General features: G+C 72.9%; 13 protein-coding genes and 1 tRNA gene. 6 read left to right on the top strand and 8 right to left on the bottom strand.

What is annotated here, in order from left to right; genetic code table 11:
• The first annotated feature begins 22 nt into the window (after window positions 1-22).
• The 5 genes from E8D34_RS18065 (at window position 23) to E8D34_RS18045 (ending at window position 8,001) form a co-directional block, all read left to right on the top strand.
• Entirely contained in the window at window positions 23-748 is a 726-nt protein-coding gene (locus tag E8D34_RS18065) for a DUF998 domain-containing protein (protein ID WP_136596061.1), read from the top strand.
• A 74-nt stretch (window positions 749-822) separates the two neighbouring features.
• Window positions 823-1,428, top strand: a complete 606-nt coding sequence (locus E8D34_RS18060) for a GNAT family protein (RefSeq protein WP_136596060.1) — start codon at window positions 823-825, stop codon at window positions 1,426-1,428.
• Window positions 1,429-1,559: 131 nt separating this feature from the next.
• Window positions 1,560-6,359 carry a hypothetical protein gene (locus tag E8D34_RS18050; protein WP_168929515.1) on the top strand — a complete coding sequence of 1,600 codons (4,800 nt, stop codon included), beginning with the start codon at window positions 1,560-1,562 and terminating at the stop codon, window positions 6,357-6,359.
• 224 nt (window positions 6,360-6,583) lie between these two features.
• Window positions 6,584-6,709 (top strand): hypothetical protein, encoded by a 126-nt coding sequence (locus E8D34_RS21595; RefSeq protein ID WP_276606606.1) that lies wholly within the window; start codon window positions 6,584-6,586, stop codon window positions 6,707-6,709.
• Window positions 6,706-8,001: a D-arabinono-1,4-lactone oxidase gene (locus E8D34_RS18045; RefSeq protein ID WP_136596057.1), complete on the top strand. Its 1,296-nt coding sequence runs from the start codon at window positions 6,706-6,708 to the stop codon at window positions 7,999-8,001. The genes E8D34_RS21595 and E8D34_RS18045 overlap by 4 nt, the downstream gene beginning before the upstream one ends.
• A 95-nt stretch (window positions 8,002-8,096) precedes the next feature.
• On the opposite strand, the gene E8D34_RS18040 is transcribed toward E8D34_RS18045, so the two are convergent.
• The 4 genes from E8D34_RS18040 to E8D34_RS18025 all read right to left on the bottom strand — a co-directional run bounded on the left by E8D34_RS18040 (window position 8,097) and on the right by E8D34_RS18025 (window position 12,745).
• Complete coding sequence (locus tag E8D34_RS18040; RefSeq protein ID WP_168929514.1) at window positions 8,097-8,687, bottom strand: SMI1/KNR4 family protein; 591 nt, start codon at window positions 8,685-8,687, stop codon at window positions 8,097-8,099.
• A gap of 144 nt (window positions 8,688-8,831) precedes the next feature.
• The gene (locus tag E8D34_RS18035; protein ID WP_136596055.1) at window positions 8,832-11,729 is read right to left on the bottom strand and encodes an aminotransferase; all 2,898 of its coding nucleotides are present in this window, start codon (window positions 11,727-11,729) and stop codon (window positions 8,832-8,834) included.
• A 220-nt stretch (window positions 11,730-11,949) separates the two neighbouring features.
• Window positions 11,950-12,023, bottom strand: a tRNA-Met gene (locus tag E8D34_RS18030).
• Between the two features lie 254 nt (window positions 12,024-12,277).
• Window positions 12,278-12,745, bottom strand: a complete 468-nt coding sequence (locus E8D34_RS18025) for a MarR family transcriptional regulator (protein ID WP_136596054.1) — start codon at window positions 12,743-12,745, stop codon at window positions 12,278-12,280.
• A 49-nt stretch (window positions 12,746-12,794) separates the two neighbouring features.
• On the opposite strand from E8D34_RS18025, the gene E8D34_RS18020 reads away from it, so the two are divergent.
• Entirely contained in the window at window positions 12,795-15,140 is a 2,346-nt protein-coding gene (locus E8D34_RS18020; protein ID WP_136596053.1) for an arylsulfatase, read from the top strand.
• A gap of 10 nt (window positions 15,141-15,150) precedes the next feature.
• Here the strand turns inward: E8D34_RS18020 and E8D34_RS18015 are convergent, their stop codons facing one another.
• The 4 genes from E8D34_RS18015 to E8D34_RS18000 form a co-directional block, all read right to left on the bottom strand.
• Window positions 15,151-15,765, bottom strand: a complete 615-nt coding sequence (locus E8D34_RS18015) for a trimeric intracellular cation channel family protein (protein ID WP_136596052.1) — start codon at window positions 15,763-15,765, stop codon at window positions 15,151-15,153.
• A 5-nt stretch (window positions 15,766-15,770) separates the two neighbouring features.
• Window positions 15,771-18,749 carry a UPF0182 family protein gene (locus E8D34_RS18010; protein ID WP_240771443.1) on the bottom strand — a complete coding sequence of 993 codons (2,979 nt, stop codon included), beginning with the start codon at window positions 18,747-18,749 and terminating at the stop codon, window positions 15,771-15,773.
• On the bottom strand, window positions 18,742-19,293 hold the full coding sequence (locus tag E8D34_RS18005; protein ID WP_136596051.1) for a PPA1309 family protein: 552 nt from the start codon (window positions 19,291-19,293) through the stop codon (window positions 18,742-18,744). Before E8D34_RS18005 ends, E8D34_RS18010 begins: the two co-directional genes overlap by 8 nt.
• Before the next feature lie 120 nt (window positions 19,294-19,413).
• Entirely contained in the window at window positions 19,414-20,451 is a 1,038-nt protein-coding gene (locus tag E8D34_RS18000) for a PDZ domain-containing protein (protein ID WP_136596050.1), read from the bottom strand.
• Window positions 20,452-20,499: the final 48 nt, after the last annotated feature.

Here is a 20,499-nt window from a genome sequence, read left to right as displayed (position 1 = left end):
CAACGGGACCTCGGGAGGCGAGATGCCCACCACCACGCGATCCGCCGCGCCGGGACGGGCGCGCCACCGGCTCTCTGCCACGGGCCACCGGCTCTCGGCCACGGGCGACGGGCCCGCGGGCAACCTCGCCACCCGGGTCCTGCTGGCCTGCGGGATCGCGTACGCCGGGCTCTACCCGGTCCTCAACGACCCGGTCGCGGCCACGCTGTACGACGGCTACGACCGGACCTCGCAGGCGGTCAGCGAGCTCTCCGCCACCGGCGCCCCGACCCACACGCTGCTCACCGTCACCGGGCTGGCCCTGAGCGCGCTGCAGACGGCGTTCGGCGTCGGCATCTGGCGGGCCGCCGGTCGGCGGCGCTCGCTGCGCGTGGCGGGCGCGATCGTGACGGGCCACGGCGTGCTCAGCGTGCTGTGGGCGTTCGGCCCGATGTCGCGGCGGGAGGTGATCGCCGCGGGCGGGGCGACCTCGGCGGACACGCTGCACCTGTGGCTCGCCGGCGCCACCGGCGTACTGGTGCTCGCGGAGGTGGTCGCCGCCGCGTTCGCCTTCGGCTGGGTGTTCCGGGCGTACTCGGCGCTGACCGTGGCCTGGGCGGGAACGTTCGGGATGCTCAGCGCCCAGGTCGACCGGATCGAGGCCGGGGACCCGACGCCGTGGATGGGGCTGCTCGAGCGTGCCGGGATCGGCGCCTGGCTGCTGTGGATGGCGGTGCTGGCGGTCGCGCTCCTGCGGCGGCGCCCGTAGCCGGCGCCCGTAGCCGGCGCCCACAGCCGGCGCGGCCGCGGCCCGTCTCGGTCGCCCCGTTCCACGCTGGGAGGATGGGCGTCGTGCCCAGCCAGCCGTCGACGCTTCGCCGCCCCCTGACCACCGAACGGCTCCTGCTGCGCGCCGCCACCGCGGGGGACGCCGCGGACACCTGGCGGTACCGGCGCCTCGCCGAGGTCGGCGAGTGGATCACGGCCCACCCCGACGACCCCGACGAGTACGGCGCGCACTTCGCCGACCCCGATCGGCTGGCCGTGACGGTCGTCGCCGAGTTGCGGGACCCCGACCCCGACCTCGCGGGCCGGGTGGTCGGCGACTTCCTGCTGCGTCCCGAGGACGCCTGGGCCCAGGCGGAGGTGGTCGACCGGGCCCGGGGCACGCAGGCCGAGCTGGGCTGGGTGCTCGACCCCTCGCACGCCGGACGCGGCTACGCCACCGAGGCCGTCCGCGAGCTGCTGCGCTACTGCTTCGAGGAGCTCGGGGTGCGGCGGGTCGTGGCCCAGTGCTTCCTCGACAACGAGCCGTCCTGGCGGCTCATGGAGCGGGTCGGGATGCGCCGCGAGGCGCACACCGTCCGCGCCGACCTGCACCGCTCGGGCCGCTGGCTGGACTCGCTGTCCTACGCCGTCCTCGCGGACGAGTGGGCGGCCGCTCGCTGACCCGACGGTCACGGGGTCACCCCCGGCATTCCACCCCGCACCGGTGTGGACTCCACGGTGGCCTGTGACTAACGTCGTACGAGGGGCCGTGGTGCCCACGCCTCTCTCATCGATCCGGCCGGGAGGCCGACATGACGACGCGGCCCCGAACCCACAGCGTGCGCTCGACGTGGCGGAGGTACGGCGTCGCAGCCGGCGCCGCCCTGGCACTGACGGTCCCGATGGCGTCGCCGGTCCCGGCGGCCGCCGATCCCTCGGCTGCGACGGCGAGCAGCCGAGCGGCGACCGACCCCACCGACCCCACCGTGCCCGCCGCGCCGCTCGTCTGCGCGCCGGACGGCGGCCTCTACGCCTGTTCGCTCCAGGAGCCGGGGGTGGGCCGGATGCTGGTCACGACCGCCTCGCTCCTGTCCGCGGTCGAGGCCGCCGGTGGCTCGGTGAGCGTGGCCGACCCGGTGATGTGGGTCACCGTGTGGGGCGCGACCGGGTCGAACGGGACGAAGTGCTCCGGCTGCGTCCCGGACGGCGGAAGCGGCGGCAAGGGCGGCTGGGCGCAGACCGCGACCAGCCCGGAGACCTACCTGTCGACCTTCGGCACCGACGCGATGAACGTCTACCTCGGGTCGTCGGGTCAGCGAGGTGACGGCGACCATTCCATCGGCGGCTACGGAGGGGGTGGCTCGGTCGTCACGGCGTCGCCACCGGTGGTCTCGTCGCCGGCGCAGGCTCCCCCGCTGTGGGACATCGTCGCCGTCGGCGGCGGCGGAGGGGGCGGCGGCGGCGGCTCCACCGGGTACGACGGGCACGGTGGCGGCGATGGCGGCTATCCGGCGCGAGCGCCGTTCCTCGCGCAGGCGTCCGCGCAGGGCGAGAGCGGCGGCGGAGGCAGCGAGGGCGGCCAGGGCGGCAACACCGACGGCGCCGGAGCCGGAGGGTCCGGCGGGTGCGGCGACGGGTGGTGCGACGGCGCCGACGGTGTCGGCGGGTTCGGCGGGTTCGGCGACACCGGGCAGACGATCTCGACGACCGGCCTCTACGGCGAGCCGGTCGTCCCCGGGCTGCAGTACGGCGACGGGAGCAACGCCTGGCAGCAGGTGCCGGTGCAGACGCCGGGGATGGGTGGCGGTGGGGCCCACCGGGCCGACACGAACCCGCTCGAGTGCGCCTTCGACCTGTCCGAGTCCGTCAACGAGGCCTGCGGGGGCGGGGGCGGCGGAGGGTTCGGCGGGGGCGGCGCGGGCAAGTACATCCAGACGGTCGGCGCGGGCGGTGCCGGCGGCGGCGGTGGGGGAAGCTTCGCCGCAGCCAGCACCTGCGAGGCGACCGGCGCGCCGTCGGTGGATCCCTGGGACAGCTACGGGGTCGGGAACTTCGTCGTCTACGTCGACCCCACTCAGAACTGCGTCTCGGGCGATGGTGCGCCGCCGACACCTTCCGGCGACGACGGCACCGACGACGGCACCGTCGACGGCACCGTCGAGATGCTCGGCCGCGTGGTCTGGCCCGCGCCCGACGCGGTCGGCTTCCGCACGTCCTGGCCCGTCGCGGTCCGGCTCGCGAGGGGCGCGAGCATCGACGCCGCCCGACTGAACGGCCACGACGTGACGGCGCGGTTCGCGAAGGGGCGCCACCGCGCTGCGAGGGCGGTCCTGACGGTCGATGACGGTGTCCGGATCGGCGAGAACACCCTGGTCGTGCGCGTCGCACGAGGCGAACGACGGTCCTTCGCCGTCGCCCACTTCGTCCGGGTCGTCGACAGCCCGACCCCGCTGGTCGAGCTCGACGCGAGCGGCTGGCCGGACGCCGCAGCCGTCGTCGTACGGCACCGGACGACGGACCCGATCACCGTCGACGTCAGCATCGGCAGAACGGCTGTCCCCAGCGACCACCTCCGCGTCGACGGCGAGGCGACCCTGGTGCGCCTGTCCGCGGGCTCCGGCGTGCGCCACGGGACGAACACCGTGACCGTCCGGGCCGCCACGCGGGACGGGCGGACCACGGTGATCCGTCGCCGGCTGACGTGGCCGGGGAAGCTGCCACTGCCGGAGGCCGGCCCGGACCAACGTGCCCACGTGCACGCGAGCGTGGCGTTCGACGCCCGGGCGTCCGTCCGCGCGATCGGGGCACGGCGACGCTCGGTCACCTATCGATGGGAGGTCTCCGGCCCGACGGGCAGCGCGGCGGAGCTCACCGGGACCGACACGCTGCGCCCGCAGCTGCGCCCGGACCTGCCCGGGGTCTACCGGGTCACCGTCACGGCCACGGCCCGCAACGGCGCCACGGCCAGCGACACCGCGCAGGTGACGGTCGACGCCCTGCCGCTGGCCCAGGTCAGCACCCTCGCGGAGGCCACGGACTCCGCGACCGGCGCGAAGGTTCCCGGGGTGCAGCTCGACTCGTCGTGGCTGTGCCCGGAGACCACCACCCTCCCGTGCGGATTCCAAGCCACCACCAGCGACGACCAGGTGCAGCTGCTGGTCCTGGACCGGGACACGCTGGCGGTCGAGTCGAACGCGCCGTACGACCCGGGGAACCTGGTCGGGCTGTACGCCGCGCTCGCCAAGCTCGTCGTGACGAACGGGAACACGACCGTCCCGGACACGGGCAAGATGGCGATCCTGACGCTCGGCTCGAGCGAGGTCACCGACATGGCCAACTTCAACAAGGCGATCTCGCTCATCGGCCTGCCGGCGTACGCCTCGTCGGTGCAGTCGGTCTCCGCGCCGTTCTCGATCATCGGCATCCCGGGGATGACGACCGGCAACGCCTGGAACAACTTCGGGGCGACGATCGACGGCGGCCGGCCCGGCAGCCTCGACGGCTACATCAAGGACTCCGCCTACTACCCGTCGGGCAGCACGTCCCTGGAGGCCGAGCAGCGCGTGTTCACCTTCCCCGACGTCGTCCAGTTCGAGACGAGGTCCACCACCGCCACCTCCGTCACCGCGGAGATCGCGAGGTACGACGCGACGACGGGGACGTTCACCCCCACCGACCTCGGCGTCTTCGACACCAGCGGCGGCGGCCTCGGTCTGGTGACGTTCAACTCCCTCACCCTCGAGCCGTTGTCGACGGCGACGTACGCACCACGGAGCTCCGACGAGGGGATCAACTGGACCGCGCTCGGTACGGCGCTCTCCGACGCGGCCACGGCCGGCGACGGCGTCGTGCTCGTCTCCCTGGGCCGGATGAGCGGCTTCGAGCAGGAGCCCGACGCGACCAGCTTCACGAGCTCGGTGCTGCCAGCCATCCGCGCCCTGGGGGGTCAGCCCGACCTCCTGGCCCGGGCGGTCAACGACAACGCCACGTACTCGTTCATCGGGTCGGGCGGACAGGGCTCGGAGAGCAGCTCGGTCGTGGCCTACGGCGTTCCGGTGCGGGTCGGGGAGGGTGGCACGACACCCCTGCCGGTGACGGACGGCAACCTCACCGGCGAGCTGCGTCGCGGCGTGGACGGTCGCTTCCTGCCCAGCCGGGCCGACCCCTCCGCCACCTACACCTCCCAGTTCAACCCGGTGCTGTACCAGGCCCCGGTGACGTGGCCGCTGACCCCGACCGCCGGGGCCACCCCGTCGGGGGCGCAGACGGCACTCGCCTGGCTGGCCCAGTGCACGCTGCTCCCCGGCACGGACAACGAGGTCGTCCCGGGCGCGCAGCTGTGGCCGGGACAGGACTGCACGACGGACGTCAGCGGCGCCAGCGAGGTGACGGGAACACCGACCCCGACCGTGGTCCGCCAGGTCTCGCTGTCGCTGCGCAGCGACTACGTCGACAACCTGGACCTCACCCTGAACGACATCAGCGCGCTGTCGTACACGACGCTCTTCCCCCAGGGCAACACGGTCTTCGACGCCGCGGACTTCTCCCAGGCCCAGGCGCAGCTGATGAGCGAGCGGGCCGACCTGACGGCCACGGGGACCCTCTTCGACACGCTCGAGTCGGAGATCTCGTCCTCGTCCGCCGCGATGACGACCCAGATGACCCAGGTCGCCCAGACCGTGCAGGACGCCTACTTCAAGCAGCAGCAGACGGTGACCGTCACCGACTACGGCGCCTGGGCGCAGGGGATGTTCAGCAACTTCACGACCGTCGGGGCCACCGTCGCCAGCCTCTTCGCCGCCGACGAGATCGGGGTGGAGCAGCTGTTCTCGACGGCCGGCCTGTTCGCGGACATCGGGTCCGGCTTCCAGTCGGTGGTCAACGGCCCCGACTCGTCGGCGTTCACCGACATCGACGCCTGGTTGCTCACCGACCAGCAGCTGCGGGACGCCACCGCCGCGGTCGACGTGGCGGTGACGGACGCGGTCAGCCTGCAGCAGGTCGGCCTCGGCATCAGCCGCGACGCGGTGGTCGCGGACTGGGGGCGGATGGACACCGTGACGACGAACTCCCAGGGCGCGTGGGCGATCGGGTCGGACGACCTCGCCAAGGCCACCAACGTCTTCGTCATGGCGACCCGGGGACAGATCTGGAAGGGGTATGCCCATCAGCTGTGGACGGCCGGCGCCTACCGCCCCGGCAGCGCGGGCGGAGCCAACAACGCCCAGGCCTACCTGTGCCAGACGAGCTCCAGCGGCCAGACGTCGCCGTTCATCGAGGCGTCGAGGAGCGGCCTCCCCCTCGGGCTGGGGCAGGGCGTACAGTACTGGCCGCTCCAGAACCTGACCCGCCTGATCGAGGGCGTCCGGCTGACGCCGGAGTGGAACCCCTACATCATGTGGGAGCAGGGCACCCAGACCGTGGCCCCCTATCAGGCGGTCGAGGCGATCTTCGAGCAGCCGGCCACCCTCGGCGCGAGTGCCGACGCCGGCGGGGCGTTCGGACCGTGGTTCTGGGACGACGTCTTCGACCTGAGCCGCAGGCTCTCGACCACCTGCACGGGGGGCGAGCTCCAGACCGTGGACGGCGACTTCTACGGCCAGACGTCCTGAGCCCGCGCGGCCCGACGGCGATGGTCCACGCCGACGAAAGGAACAGAGCCACGGGCACGACGCGGTTCATCGAGATGCTCGGAGTTCCCAGGGCCGGGTTGGACGGACACCGAGGTGATCCCTTGTCACGCACCCCACGCCCGTGTTCTTGTCTGTTGTCGGCCACGTGCGACCGATGCCGCACAGCCAGGAAGGCCGCGCGGCGCACGTGGCAGGTCTTCACCATGGACGAGCCGCTCTCCCACCTGGACGCGACGGTGCGGGCGCCGACCCGCACCGACCTCGCGCGCCTCCAGGTCGAGCTCGGCGCCACCATCGCGCACTCGCCCACCGCCAGGTCGAGCCGATGACCGGGAGCGGACGGTCCCCGGGGTCCACCGCGCCCCGTCGGCGCAACTGGGCCGGCAACCTGGAGTACCGCTCGGCCACCCTGGCCCACCCGCGCGACGTGGCCGAGCTCGCGGAGCTCGTCCGGCGGAACCGCCGGGTGAAGGCGCTCGGCTCCCGGCACTCCTTCAGCGACGTCGCCGACACCGACGGCGTGCAGGTCAGCCTCGACCGGCTGCCGGCGCACGTCGTCGTCGACCGCTCGGGGGCGGCGCCTGCGGTGGCGTGCGCCGCCGGCATGACCTACGACCAGCTCTCGGACGCGCTCCGCGGGCAGGGACTCGCGCTGCCGAACCTCGCCTCGCTCCCCCACATCTCCGTCGGCGGAGCGATCCAGACCGGGACGCACGGCTCGGGCGCCGGCAACCCCGCCCTGTCCGGCACCGTGTCCGCGGTGGAGCTGGTGGACGCGACCGGGCGCTCCGTCCTGGTCCGCGACGACTCCCCCGACTTCGGCGCCGTCGTCGTGGGGCTGGGTGCCTTCGGCATCGTCCACCGGGTGACGCAGCGGTGCGTGCCGGCCTTCGAGGTGGCCCAGCGGGTCTGGGAGGACCTGCCGTGGGACGCGCTCCTGGCCGACCTGCGCGCGGTGACGGACTCGGCGTACAGCGTCAGCCTGTTCACCCGCTTCGACAGCGAGACCGTCGACCAGGTGTGGGTCAAGCGCCGGATGGCCGACCCGCCGGCACCGGACCTGACCGAGTGGGGTGCCCGGGCGGCGACGTCCGTACGCCACATGCTGCCCGGAACGCCCCCGGACAACGTGACCGAGCAGCTGGACCGACCCGGCCCGTCGTCGGAGCGCCTCCCCCACTTCCGACCGGAGTTCCGGCCCGGACGCGGCGACGAGCTGCAGAGCGAGTACCTCGTCGACGTCGAGCACGGCGTGCACGCGATCGCCGAGCTGCGGGCTCTCGGCGACGAGATCGCGCCGCTGCTGCACACGGCCGAGATCCGCCGCGTGGCGCCCGACACGGCCTGGCTCAGCCCGAGCGGGGCCCGCGACAGCCTCGCGCTTCACTTCACCTGGCAGAGCCGGTCCCGCGAGGTCGCGGCACTCCTGCCACGCCTCGAGGCCCGCCTGATCGCGCTCGAGGCGCGGCCGCACTGGGGGAAGATCTTCACCATGGGCGCCGCGGACCTCGGACGGGCCTACCCACGGTTGGGCGACTTCGCCGCCGCCGTCGAGCGGTGGGACCCGGAGCGCCGCTTCGCCAACCCGTTCCTCGACCGGGTGCTGGGCGCCGCAGGGTGACGCGTCCTCGCCCCCGCCCCGTTGCCCGTGACCCGATCGAAGCGCACCCCACCGGCAGTGGACGCGGCCAAACCCTGCCGTCGACGCGAGGCCGGTCAGTAGTCGAGGACCCGGGTACCGGCAGGGAGCCCTTCGGGCATCGCGAAGTCGTCGGCCCGGGTCAGGCCAGAGTTCAACGCCAGGGTCAACGCCTCCGCGAACGTGGCCGCGTTGGCGATCCACGGCACCCGGGTGCGCATGTCGTGCATGGCGTGGATGTGCCACACGTGCAGCCCGCCGGCGGCGTCCGCAGTGTCCACGCACACGAGCCACCCGTCGGGGAACATCATGATCGGGAACCACGCCGGCCGGTAGTGCACCGGGTCGTTCAGGTCCTCCTCGTACGACATCGCATCCTCCCGGAGCGCGAGCGCCTGCTCCATCGAGAACAGGTACAGCCCACCGAGCACGTGGTTCACGCTTGGCCGCAGGAAGTGCCGCTCGCCCCGCCCTGGCCCCTGAGCCCCGTCATGCCAGGCGTACCAGGCGACCACGTCCGGGTGCGGGGACACTCCTATGCTCGTGAGAGCGGCGGCGACCGCGGCGGGGTCCAGGCCCGGCCGCAGCCGGCCGGCCAGCTCGCGGCGCTCGCGGGTCAGCGCCGTATCGAGACGCCCCAGCGCCTCCCGGAGGTCCACCTCAGCCATCATCACTCCCTGCCGTGCTCGTTGCCGTGCTCGGGTCGTGGCCTGTCTACAACATCGGACCCAGTCGCGCAGCGACCCTGGCCAGCTGCACGCAGCCGCGGGACACCACCGGCCGAGGACGTGCCTGCGTGCGTGCCCGACCGGCTAGAGGCCCTCGCCGAGCACCGCGTCGAGCGCCGCCAGGAAGTAGTCGACGCTCTCGGCGCTGATGCACATCGGCGGCTTCACCTTGAGGACGTTCTGGCGGTCCCCGGTCGGCTGGATGATCACGCCGCGGCGCAGCATCCGGTCGCAGAGCTCGCGGGTCTCCGCCGCCGCGGGCTCCAGGGTCTCCCGATCCCGGACCAGCTCGAGCCCGAGGTAGAGGCCGCGCCCGTGCACCGCGCCGATCAGCGGGTGGCGCTGCGCCAGCTCGGCGAACCCGGCCACGAGCCGCTCCCCCATCGCGCGCGCGTGCTCCTGCAGGCCCTCGTCCCTGATGATGTCGAGCACGGTCGTGCCCAGCCGGGCGCTGAGCGTGCTGCCGCCGGCCGAGGAGAAGAAGGCGCCCTGCTCGGCGAGCGACTGCGCGATGTCGGCGCGGGTGATCACCGCGCCGAGCGGGTGTCCGTTGCCCATCGCCTTCGCCGCCGTGAGGATGTCCGGTACGACGCCGGGGTGCTGCTGGTAGCCCCAGAAGACGTCGCCCTGGCGGCCGTAGCCGACCTGCACCTCGTCGGCGATGCAGAGCCCGCCCTGCGCGCGGACCTCGTCGTACACGGCTGCGAGGTAGCCCTCGGGCACCTCGATGGCGCCGGCGTTGCCGTTGCGGGGCTCGGCGATGAAGGCGGCGAGGCGGTCGCCGTCGGCGGCCCACCGCCGGATCCGCGCCACCGCGTCGCGGGTGTAGAGCGCCCCCGCACCGGGGCCGCGGTGGGTGCCGCGGTAGGCGTTGGGCGTGTCCAGCACCCGGACCCAGTCGGGGCGGGTCTCCTCGGCCAGCGGGTTGTCGGAGGTGCTGGTGGAGACGGCGTCGGAGGCGAGGGTCCAGCCGTGGTAGGACTCGCCGACGCACGCGACGTGGGTGCGCCCGGTGTGGGCGAGGGCGAGCCGCAGCGCCAGGTCGACGGCCTCACTGCCGCTGTTGACCAGCAGGACGGTCTCCAACGGGGCCGGGACGGTGGCGATCAGCCGCTCGGAGAGCTCGACCACCGACCGGTAGTGGAACCGCGAGTTGGTGTTGAGCATCCGCCACTGGTCGGCGACCGCCGCGGCCAGCCGCGGGTGGCCGTGGCCGACCGCGGCGACGTTGTTGACCATGTCGAGGTAGTGGCGTCCGTCGGTGTCGATCAGGTACTCGCGCCAGCCGCGCTCGATCTGGGGCGGTCGTGCGTAGTAGTGCCCCTGCAGCGGCGCGTACGCCGCGGTGCGCCGCCCGAGCACCGACGCCCCGGTCTCGGAGGTGGGGCGCTCGCCCGGGTGACGCAGCAGCGGTGCGGGGTCGAGGTAGAGGGTGCGCCATCCGGCGACCTCGCTCGGCCGGACGAACGCGGTGGGCCGGCCGGGGGCCGCGGCGCGGTCCGCGCGCACGTGCCAGACCCGGATCGGGCCGTCGAACGTCGCGACGGGGTCGCCGGCGCGGACCTCCCCCGTGGCGGCGGGCGCGCGGAGCGGCCCGTCCAGGACGAGGGCGAGCCCGCCGGAGCGCAGCACCACCGTCGACCCGTCGACGGCGACCTCGCCGGCGACCGGGGCCACCACGTCGATCGGGTCGGCGGAGCTCACCTGCACGAAGAGCGGCACGTTGCACGGCTCCGACGCCGACGGTCCGCCCGCACGGGTCAGTCGCGGCTCGGCGAAGCGCGTCACCGCGACCGCGTCACCGGCCACCTGCAGCGCCAGGGCGGCCTCGACCGCATCGGCGTCACCGAGCCAGGCGCCGTCCAGCAGGGCCCGGCTGTCGTAGCCGAGCGGCACCTCGACGACCGACCGGCCCCCGTCGACCAGCAGGGGGCGCGCGTCGCGCCAGCCCTCGGGCGCGCCCTCGCCCCGGATCGCGGCCCGGATCGCCCCGGTCATCACCTCGCGATCGGCGTCGGCCGCGGCCTCGAACATCGCCCACTCCCGCCCGAGGGCGGCGCGCGCGTAGTCGTTGCCCGGATCGATCGCCACCTGGTGACGGCCGCTGACGACCAGGGTTGCGCCGCGCAGCACCAGGAGCGGCCAGATCGCCTCGATCTCGTCGTCGCTCAGGCGCGCGTGGGCGTCGAACGCCGCGATCAGCGGCAGGACGGCCAGCGGCCTCGAGGGCTCGTGGTGGAGCACGAAGCTGCACGCCACCACGAGCTCGGCGATCCGCCATCCCGTGGAGACGTCGCCGAAGTCGATGATGCCGGCGAGGTGGCCGGCATCGTCGACGAGGAGGTTGTCGTCGGTCAGGTCGCCGTGCACCGCCTGCTCCGGCAGCCGGGGCGCCAGCGCGTCGACGACGGCCGCGGCGGCGGCGACCGCGTCGCGCAGCCGCTCGCGCTCACCCGCGTCGGTGACGTGGTCGATCAGCGTGCCGACCACGGAGGCGGCGCGGCGCAGGTCCCACTGCAGCTCGCGGTCGAGCCCTGGGTGGGCGAACCCGGCCAGCGCGACGCTCACGTCGCCCGCCAGCGCGCCGACCGCCGCGAGGAGCTCGTCGTCCAGGCCCGGGTGGTCGATCAGCGGTCGCCCGGCGACCCAGGTGAGCAGGCGGACCGGGTGCGGCACCCCGTCGATGTCCACCGTCGAGCGCAGGGCCCCGTCGAGGGCCGGCACCGGCTCCGGGACGCCGACCCCGCGGCCCGCCAGCCGCTGCATCACCGCGTTCTGCGCGTCGATCTCGTCCGCGGTGAAGACCGGGTTGCTGATCTTCAGCAGCCAGGAGCCGCCCTCGCCGTCGACCAGCCGGAAGTTGCGGTCCTGCTGACTGCCGAGCGGCGACAGCTCGCCCCCGACACCGAAGACCCCGGCCGCGATCGCCGACGCCTGCTCCCGCGACACCTCGGGGCTGCGCAGCTCCCAGTCCTGATCCATCGTCCGTCCCTTGCCCGTTGCCCCAGAATCCGGAGCAATCTACAACCGCGCGATGAGCCGCCCTCCCCGGGGAGATCCCATCGGTGCGGCGGGCCGGCCATCCGATGGCCGCCGGGCGGCAACAGCTGCGGACGACCGGTCGGCATCGTGACCCGAAAACGAATCAGAGGCGGTTCCCGAACTCTGTCGGGAACCGCCTCTGATCTGCTACTTCACTTTGTAGCGGGGGCAGGATTTGAACCTGCGACCTCTGGGTTATGAGCCCAGCGAGCTACCGAGCTGCTCCACCCCGCGTCGGTGAACAGAACATTACCCATCCCGCCATGGAGTGCCAAATCGGGGGGCACTTCCCGCGTTTCACCCCGTCGCCCATCCCGTCGCCCATCCCGTCGCCCACCCCGCCACCCACCCGCCACGGCGACGTCCAGACAACCCCGGACGGCCCCGGCGAACTGCTCGACAGTTAGTAAACCTAGGTTTACGGTGTCGCTCACCGCGGCCGCCGACGACCGCGGAGGAGCGCGGGAGGTGCGATGGCGGGTCGACGCTCAGCGGCGGCGGGCGCTGCGCCGGCCGCCGGGCACGCTGACCGGCGTCCGGTTGGCCAGCAGCTCCAGCGCCCGGCGTACGTCGGCGGCGGCCGCCTCGCCCACGTCGGCGGCCAGGTCCAGCTCGAACTTCTGGTGGAACCCCTTCGCGGCGTCGAGCGCGGCGCGGCCGCGGTCGTTGACCTGGACCATCCGCAGTCGTCGGTCCCGCATCGACGTGGCCCGGTCCACGAAGCCGGCCAGCGCCATCCCGTCCACCAGCTTGAGCGTGGCCTGCGGGGTCATGTGCAGCCGGTCCGCCAGGCCACGCAGGCTGAGCGGCTCGGTGAGCAGCAGCCGCAGCACGAACCCGGTCCGGGTGGTGAAGCCGATGAACCCGGCGTCGTGCATGTGGTCCCGCAGCTCCTGGGCGAACGTCACGCTCGCCAGCGACAGCAGCACCCCGAAGTCCTGTCGGTCGTCCGTCACCCCAGCATCGTATGAGCCAGATCACACTTCGGGAGCGAAAGGAGCGCACATGACCCAGCACGACCAGACCGATCAGACCCGCAGCGGGGGCGCGGCCCGCGGCCCGGTGATCGGCCGCACGATCGCCGACTCGACCCCCTGGCACGCACCGCGGCCGCGGCCGGCGGGTCGACCGAACGTGCTGGTGGTGCTCCTCGACGACGTCGGCTTCGCCCAGCTCGGCTGCTTCGGCTCGGACATCGACACCCCGAACATCGACCGGCTCGCCGGCGGCGGGCTCCGCTACAACCGGTTCCACGTCACCGCCCTCTGCTCCCCCAGCCGCGCCTCGCTGCTCACCGGCCGCAACCACCACGCCGTCGGCATGGGCATGCTGGTCGACCTGCCCACCGGGTTCCCCGGCTACACCGCCCGGATCCCGCGCTCGGCGGCCTCCCTGGCCCGCGTGCTCAAGGACGAGGGCTGGAACACGATGGCCGTCGGCAAGTGGCACCTCACCCCCCGCGACGACCGCTCGGCGGCCGGGCCGTTCGACACCTGGCCGCTGGGCCAGGGCTTCGAGCGCTTCTACGGCTTCCTCCACGGCGACGCCAACCAGTGGACCCCGACCCTCTACCGGGACAACTCCCCCGTCGAGCCGCCGGCCGGCCCCGAGGACGGCTACCACCTCACCGAGGACCTGGTCGACCAGGCGCTGACGATGGTCACCGACCAGCACAACGCCGCCCCCGACAAGCCCTTCTTCCTCTACTTCGCCCCCGGCGTCGGCCACGCGCCGCACCAGGTGCCGCGGGAGTGGTCGGACCGCTACGCGGGCCGCTTCGACCAGGGCTGGGAGGCGTGGCGCCAGGAGGTCTTCGACCGCCAGGTCGCCGCCGGCGTCGTCCCCGAGGGCACCGTGCTCTCCGAGCGGCCCGGGTGGATCCCCGACTGGAACGCGCTGAGCGACGAGGAACGCCGCCTCTACGCCCGCTTCCAGGAGGTGTACGCCGGATTCCTCACCCACTTCGACCACCACCTCGGCCGGCTGCTGGACGGCCTCGAGGCGCTCGGCGAGCTCGACAACACGATGGTCGTGCTCACCTCCGACAACGGCGCCAGCGCCGAGGGCGGGCCGGTCGGCTCCATCAACGAGCACCGGTTCGGCTTCGGCGTCCCCGACGACGTCGACGACAACCTGGCCGGGATCGACGACATCGGCGGGTTCCGCTCCTACAACCACTACCCGTGGGGCTGGGCCTGGGCGGGCAACACGCCGTTCCGGCTCTGGAAGCGCTACACCTGGCTCGGCGGCACCCGCACCCCGCTGATCGTGCGCACCCCGGCGACCGCCGGCGGCGCCGTCGTCCCCGACCCCGGCGCGGTACGCCGCCAGGTCTGCCACATCGCCGACATCTTCCCCACCGTGCTCGACGTCTGCGGGGTCACCGCTCCCGAGACCGTCGACGGCGTGGCCCAGCAGCGTGTCGACGGCGCGTCGATGACGGCGACCTTCGCCGACGCGCACGCTCCCGACGTCACGACCACCCAGTACTTCGAGATGCTCGGCTCCCGCTCGATCATCCACGACGGCTGGAAGGCGACCACGGACCACGTCCCCGAGGGCGTCCTCGCCGAGCAGGCGCTGCCCGGCAGCCGCGACCTCGAGGCCGACCGGTGGAGCCTGTTCCGCCTCGGGGACGACTTCGCGGAGGCCCACGACGTCGCCGACGAGCACCCGGAGGTGGTCCGCGAGCTCGAGGCCGTCTGGTGGACCGAGGCCGAGCGCAACCACGTGCTCCCGCTCCAGGACAGCCTGATGGGTCGGCTCACCGCGATGGAGCCGCCGCTGTGGCCACTGCCGGCCACGCTCGTCGTCCACCCCGGCGGCACGCCGCTGGTGGACGAGGCGGTCCCCTCGCTGTCCGGCGGGGCACTGGTCGAGGCGGACGTCGAGGTCCCCGCGGACGGCGCCGCCGGCGTGCTCACCGCGATGGGCGACTGGAGCAACGGCTGGGCGCTGGTGGTCCTCGACGGCTGCCCGGCCCTGCTGCTCAACACCACCTCCACCCCCCACCAGGTGCGCAGCGACGTGCCGCTGCCGCCGGGGCGGCACCGCGTCGGGTTCCGCTACCTGCCCGGCAGCGCCGAGGGCGTGCTGCTGGTCGACGACCGCGTGGTCGGCCGCGGACCGCTCCCGGACGGGATGGGTGCGAGCGGCATCCAGATCGGCGGCGGCGGCCTGCGACTGGGCCACGACGCCGGGTTCCCGGTCAGCGACGACTACGCGCCGCCGTACCCGTGGACCGGCACGCTGCACACCGTGACCTTCCGCCAGGGCCCGGGGCCCCTGGCGTCGGACGAGGCCGAGGACCGCACGGCCGAGGTGCTGGCCGCGCTGATGCGCAACGAGTAGCGAGCGGCGCTCAGCGGGGCGGGCCGAGCCGCGGCGCCGGCGCGGTCCAGTTGCGGCGCAGCGCGATCAGCCGCCATCCGGTGGTCAGCGCGATCGCCGGCCACATGATGACCAGCGGGCGCACCCCCAGCTCCACCCCGACCGCGGCCACCGTGGCTCCGGCCAGCGCCGGGATCGCGTAGAGCTCGGTGTTGCGCAGCACCACCGGCACCCGGCCGGCCAGCACGTCGCGGATCACGCCGCCGCCGATCCCGGTCATCAGGCCCAGCGCCGCCGACGCCGCGAGCGGCAGCCCGAACTCCTCGGCCTTGAGCGCCCCGGAAGCGCAGAACAGGCCCAGGCCCGCGGCGTCGAAGACGTTGACCTGCCGTTCGAACCGGCCGACCGCCGGGTGCCACCAGAAGGTGACCAGCCCGGCGGTCGCCGGCACCGCCAGGTAGCGCCAGTCGACCAACGCGGGCGGCGGCACGTCCCCGATCAGCACGTCGCGGATCAGGCCGCCGCCCAGCCCCGTCGCCATCGCGAGCACCACCACCCCGACGATGTCGAGGTGGTTGCGCACGGCGACCAGGCCGCCGGAGATCGCGAAGACGAAGATGCCGACCAGGTCGAGGGTCAGCACCATGGTGCTTACCCCTCGCTGCCGGTGTCCGTGGCGCCGGCCACGTCACGCTGCCCGGCCAGCTCAGCCGCCTGCTCGACCTTCTTCTGCGCGATGTCGAGCTGGGTCGCCCACTCCACGGTGTCGCCGTCGGCCTGCGCGGCGCTGGCGTTGTCGAAGGCTTCGTTGGCCTCGGCGATCAGCTTGTCGATCCGCTCCTCGAGGGTCAGCTTCGTGTCGCCGCCGTCCTTCTTGCCGCCGGTGCCGCCGGTGCCGCCGCCCTTGTCGCCGGTCCCGCCGGTGCCGCCGGTGCCGCCCGAGGTCCCGGTGCCGTCGCCCTCACCCAGCGCGGCCTCCATGGCGAGATCCAGGTTGCGGCCGATGCCGACCTCGCCGCCGTAGGAGACGATCACGAACTGGAGGATCCGGAAGCTCGAGGTGCCGCCGCTGGCCCGGACCGCGTAGACCGGCTGCACGTAGATCAGCCCGTCGTCGACCGGCACCGTCAGCACGTTGCCGAAGACCGGCGGCGAGGACGTCTGCTCGTACTCGCGCAGCTCGTCACGGACGGCGCCGTCCTGGCTCATCTCGTTGGCCACCAGGCCCGGACCGCGGACGCTGGAGGAGTTCATCTCCAGCACCTTCATCTTGCCGAAGTCGGCCGAGGTGGCGTCCGAGTTGACCGCCACGAAGGAGGCCAGGTTGTTCTTGCCGCGCGGCACGAACACCGACGTCAGCGACCACTCCTCGCCGTTGCCGACGTCGGTGAACATCCGGTACGGCGGCTGGAAGCTGCTGGTCTTGTTCGGGTCCTGGGGGACCTCCCAGCGGTCGCTGCCCTGGTAGAAGTCGCCCGCGTCGGTGACGTGGTAGCGGGCGAGCTGGTAGCGCTGCACCTTGAACAGGTCCTCGGGGTAGCGCAGGTGCTCGGCCAGGTCCTCGGGGATCGCCGACTTCGGCTCCACCGTGCCCGGGAACGCGCGCATCCAGGTCTGCAGGATCGGGTCGTCCTCGTCCCACTCGTAGAGGGTCACCGTGCCGTCGTAGGCGTCCACGGTGGCCTTGACCGCCGAGCGCAGGTAGTTGATCTCGTCGGTGGGGATCGTCCGCAGCCCGGTGTTCTCCTGCAGCGAGTCCTCGATCATCGACTCGAACGACTCACGCTCGGAGTTCGGGTAGCGGTCGGTGGTCGTGTAGCCGTCCACGATCCACGCCACCTTGCCGTCGACGACGGCCGGGTAGGGGTCGCTGTCGACGGTCAGCCACGGGGCGACCTTCTCCACCCGCTGCACCGGCTCGCGGTCGTAGAGCACCTTGGAGTTGCCGTTGACCCGGCCCGAGAGCAGGAAGTTCGGCTCGCCGAACTTGATCGCGTACATCAGCTGGTTGAACGTCGACCCGACCGAGACGCCGGCGGGGCCGTCGTAGGTGGTGCGGGTGTCGCCCTCGTCGGTGTCGGTGTCGGCCAGGCCGAGCTCGACGTCCGGGGCGTCCGCGCTGGCCTTGCCGACGATCGAGTACGACGGCGAGTTCTCACCGAAGTAGATCCGCTCCTCGAACTCGCCCAACGCGTTCTCGCTGCGGATCTCCGAGCCGGACTCCTCTGAGGCGATGCCCTCCGCCCAGACCATCCGGCCGTCGGCGTCCGACGGCGAGACCTTGTTGGCGTACGCCGCGATGATCCCCTCGCCGTGCGTGTAGACCGTGTGCAGGTTGTTCCAGTTCTGGTCGGTGGCGTTGATGCCGGACTGGTCCATCTCGCGCACGCCCAGCACCAGCGGCTGGTCCTGCCCGCCGATGGTGTAGCGGTCGACGTCCAGCACCGGCGCCACCGAGTAGTAGACCCGCGGCTGCTGCAGCTGCTCGAAGGTGTCGCGCACCTGCTTGGGGTCCACCACCGGGACCTCCTGCAGCTGCGGGAGCACGTCCCCGGCGGAGACGCCGGCGGTGGGCGGCGTACCCGAGTAGGACTCGGTCTCCACGTCGCTGACGCCGTAGGCGTCACGGGTGGCGTCGATGTTCGCCTGGATGTACGGCGCCTCCTTGTCGGCCTCGGACGGCCTGACCTGGAAGCTCTGCACGATCGCCGGCCAGATCATCCCGAGCAGGACCGCGGAGAGGGCGAGCAGCGCGAGGCCCACCGAGGGCAGCTGCCAGGTGCGGCGCCAGATGTTGAGGAAGAAGAGCACCGCACAGATCAGCGCCACCCCGAGCAGGATGTTGCGCGCCGGCAGCACCGCGTTCTGGGCCGTGTAGTTCATGCCGGTGAACAGGCTGTGGTCGTCGGTGACCAGGTCGAAGCGGTCCAGGTAGTAGTCCGCGGCCTTGGCCAGCACGAAGACGCCGAGCAGCACGGAGATCTGCAGCTGCGCGGCCGACGAGACCCGGTCGTGGCGCACCTGCAGCCGGATCCCGCCGTACAGGTAGTGCACGAGGACCGTCACCAGCAGCGCGACCACCGCGGCGGCCATCACGAAGTCGACCACGTAGTGCCACCACGGCAGCTCGAAGACGTAGAAGCCGATGTCGCGGTTGAAGTAGGGGTCGTCCTTGCCGAAGGGCTGGGCGTTGCGCCACATCAGGTAGGTGCGCCACTGGCCGAGCGCCGAGGTGCCGGCGAACAGGCCGACCACGACCGCCACGCCGGTCAGCAGCCAGCCGCGGATCGGGGTGACCGCGTCGCGGTAGCGCTCCACGCTGGCGTCCCCACCGGCCATCCGGAACAGCGGCCGGAACCGGTAGGCCAGGTGCATGTTGAGCGCCACCACCGCGCCCATCAGCAGGCCGAACACGGCGAACAGGGCGATCCGCGTCCACAGCAGCGTCGTGAAGACCTTGCCGTAGCCGAGGTCGGCGTACCAGAGCCGGTCGGTGTAGAGCGACGCGAAGGCGGTCAGCAGGAAGAAGCCGACGACCAGGACGACGATCGTGATGACCAGCGCCCGGCCGCGACGGCCGGAGCGGGTCGGCGCCGGCTGCGTCGGCTCCTCGTCGAAGAGCTCACTCATCGCCCTCGCCCTCCTCGAGCGTGCCGCGCAGCAGGGACAGCAGGTTCGGCACCAGGTCGACCCCGCCCATCACCGCCATGTCCTCGTCGTGGCTGCGCAGGCGCAGGGCGCAGTACGACGCCCCGTGCCGCGTCACGCCGGCCACGATGCGGACCTCCTCGCGGTCCGGGTGCTCGCGGGCGAACTCCTCCGCCGCGGTCGGGTCCTCGGGGATGTGCCCGTCGGCGGACGGCGGCAGCACCAGCCGCTCGACCACGGCGGCGCACCCGGTGACCCCGTCCGGCCAGCCGATCTGGCTGAGCACCTCCTCCAGGCTCTGCTCGGCCGGCAGCTGGTCCTGCTCGATCGGCGTCAGCGACCCGCGCTCCGCGGGGGCGTCCAGCCCGAGCTGGGCGGCGAGCATCGGCTCCTGCGCGGCCAGCTGCGCGGTGTCGACGAGCGCGTACAGCCGCGCGGGCTGGTCCCATCCGGCACCCGCGTGGTGCTGCTCGATCTCGAGCACGGCAGTGGCCAGGGCCGGGTCGACGTCGAGCTCGTAGTCCATCAGCACATCTCCAGGTTCAACGGGGTCACACGGGGGTCAACGGATCGGGTGTGGCCAAAAGTGCCGCGGGTCACGGTGGCATCTCGGCCCGGTGTCGGCCAGGTCTCGGCAGGCATCGTCTCAGCAGGTCGGCAGGTCCGCATCCGGATCCTCGACCCACGTCTCCAACGAGAGCCGGGCCCGGTGCATCGTGGTCGCCTTGACCAGACGGAGGTCGGGGTCGAGTCCGGTCACGTCGCTGCAGTTGCCGGCGGGCACGAAGAACAGGTCGGCGCCCGCATCCTCGGCGCCGGCGATCTTCTGGGCGATGCCGCCGATCGCCCCGACCTTGCCGTCGGGCGAGATCTCGCCGGTGCCGGCGATGGTCCTGCCGCCGGTCAGCGAGCCGGGGGTCAGCGTGTCGTAGATGGCCAGCGAGAACATCAGCCCGGCACTGGGACCTCCCACCGCGGGGTCCACCTGGAGGTCGATCTCGAACGGGAACTCGTAGCCCACGCCGAGGGTGACGCCGATCCGCGCCGTGCCGTCGACCACCTCGGGCACGATCCGCACGGTCGTGTCCTTGCCGTCGCGACGCATCTGCAGCGTCACCGGGCTGCCGTCGTCGTGGCTGCGCACCTGCTCGACCACCTGGTCGCTGCTGGTCACCGGCTTGCCGTCGACCTTCACGAAGACGTCGCGGACCTGGAGCTCGCCGTGCGCCGGGCCCTCCTTGTCGACGTGGGCGACCTGGAGCCGGGGCTCGACCTCCTGGCCGAGCTCGCCGAGGGCGACCGCCTTCGCCACGTCCTGGGAGGTGGTCATCTGGACCTCCCCCTCGACCTTCTCCTGCTCGGCCGTCTGGTCCGGCGGGTGCACGACGTCGTAGGGGATGACGGCCTGGTCGGGGTTGGCCCACCGGGCCAGTGCCTCGCCCAGCGACAGCTTGCGGCCGCGGGCCGAGGAGAGCACGGTGGTGAACCGGATCTGGCCGTCGTCGTAGTAGGACCTGTGGCCCTCGACCTGGATGATCTCGGCCTGGTCGGAGTCCTCACCCAGGATGTCGAACGTCGGGCCCGGGCTGTAGCTGGCGTACGGCAGCGGCACCGCGAGCGCGACCGCGCCGAGAACGACCACCAGCGGCCCGGCGATCAACGCGGCGAGGGTGCGCTGGTTCATGGCGCCTACCCTCTCATCCGGCGCCAAGACGGCGCGGGAGGGGGCGGA

Origin of the sequence: Nocardioides sp. GY 10113 (assembly GCF_004919105.1) — a bacterium.
Classification (GTDB): domain Bacteria; phylum Actinomycetota; class Actinomycetes; order Propionibacteriales; family Nocardioidaceae; genus Nocardioides.
The sequence above is the reverse complement of the archived record's forward strand: the minus strand, read 5'-3'. Positions and strand labels throughout refer to the sequence as shown.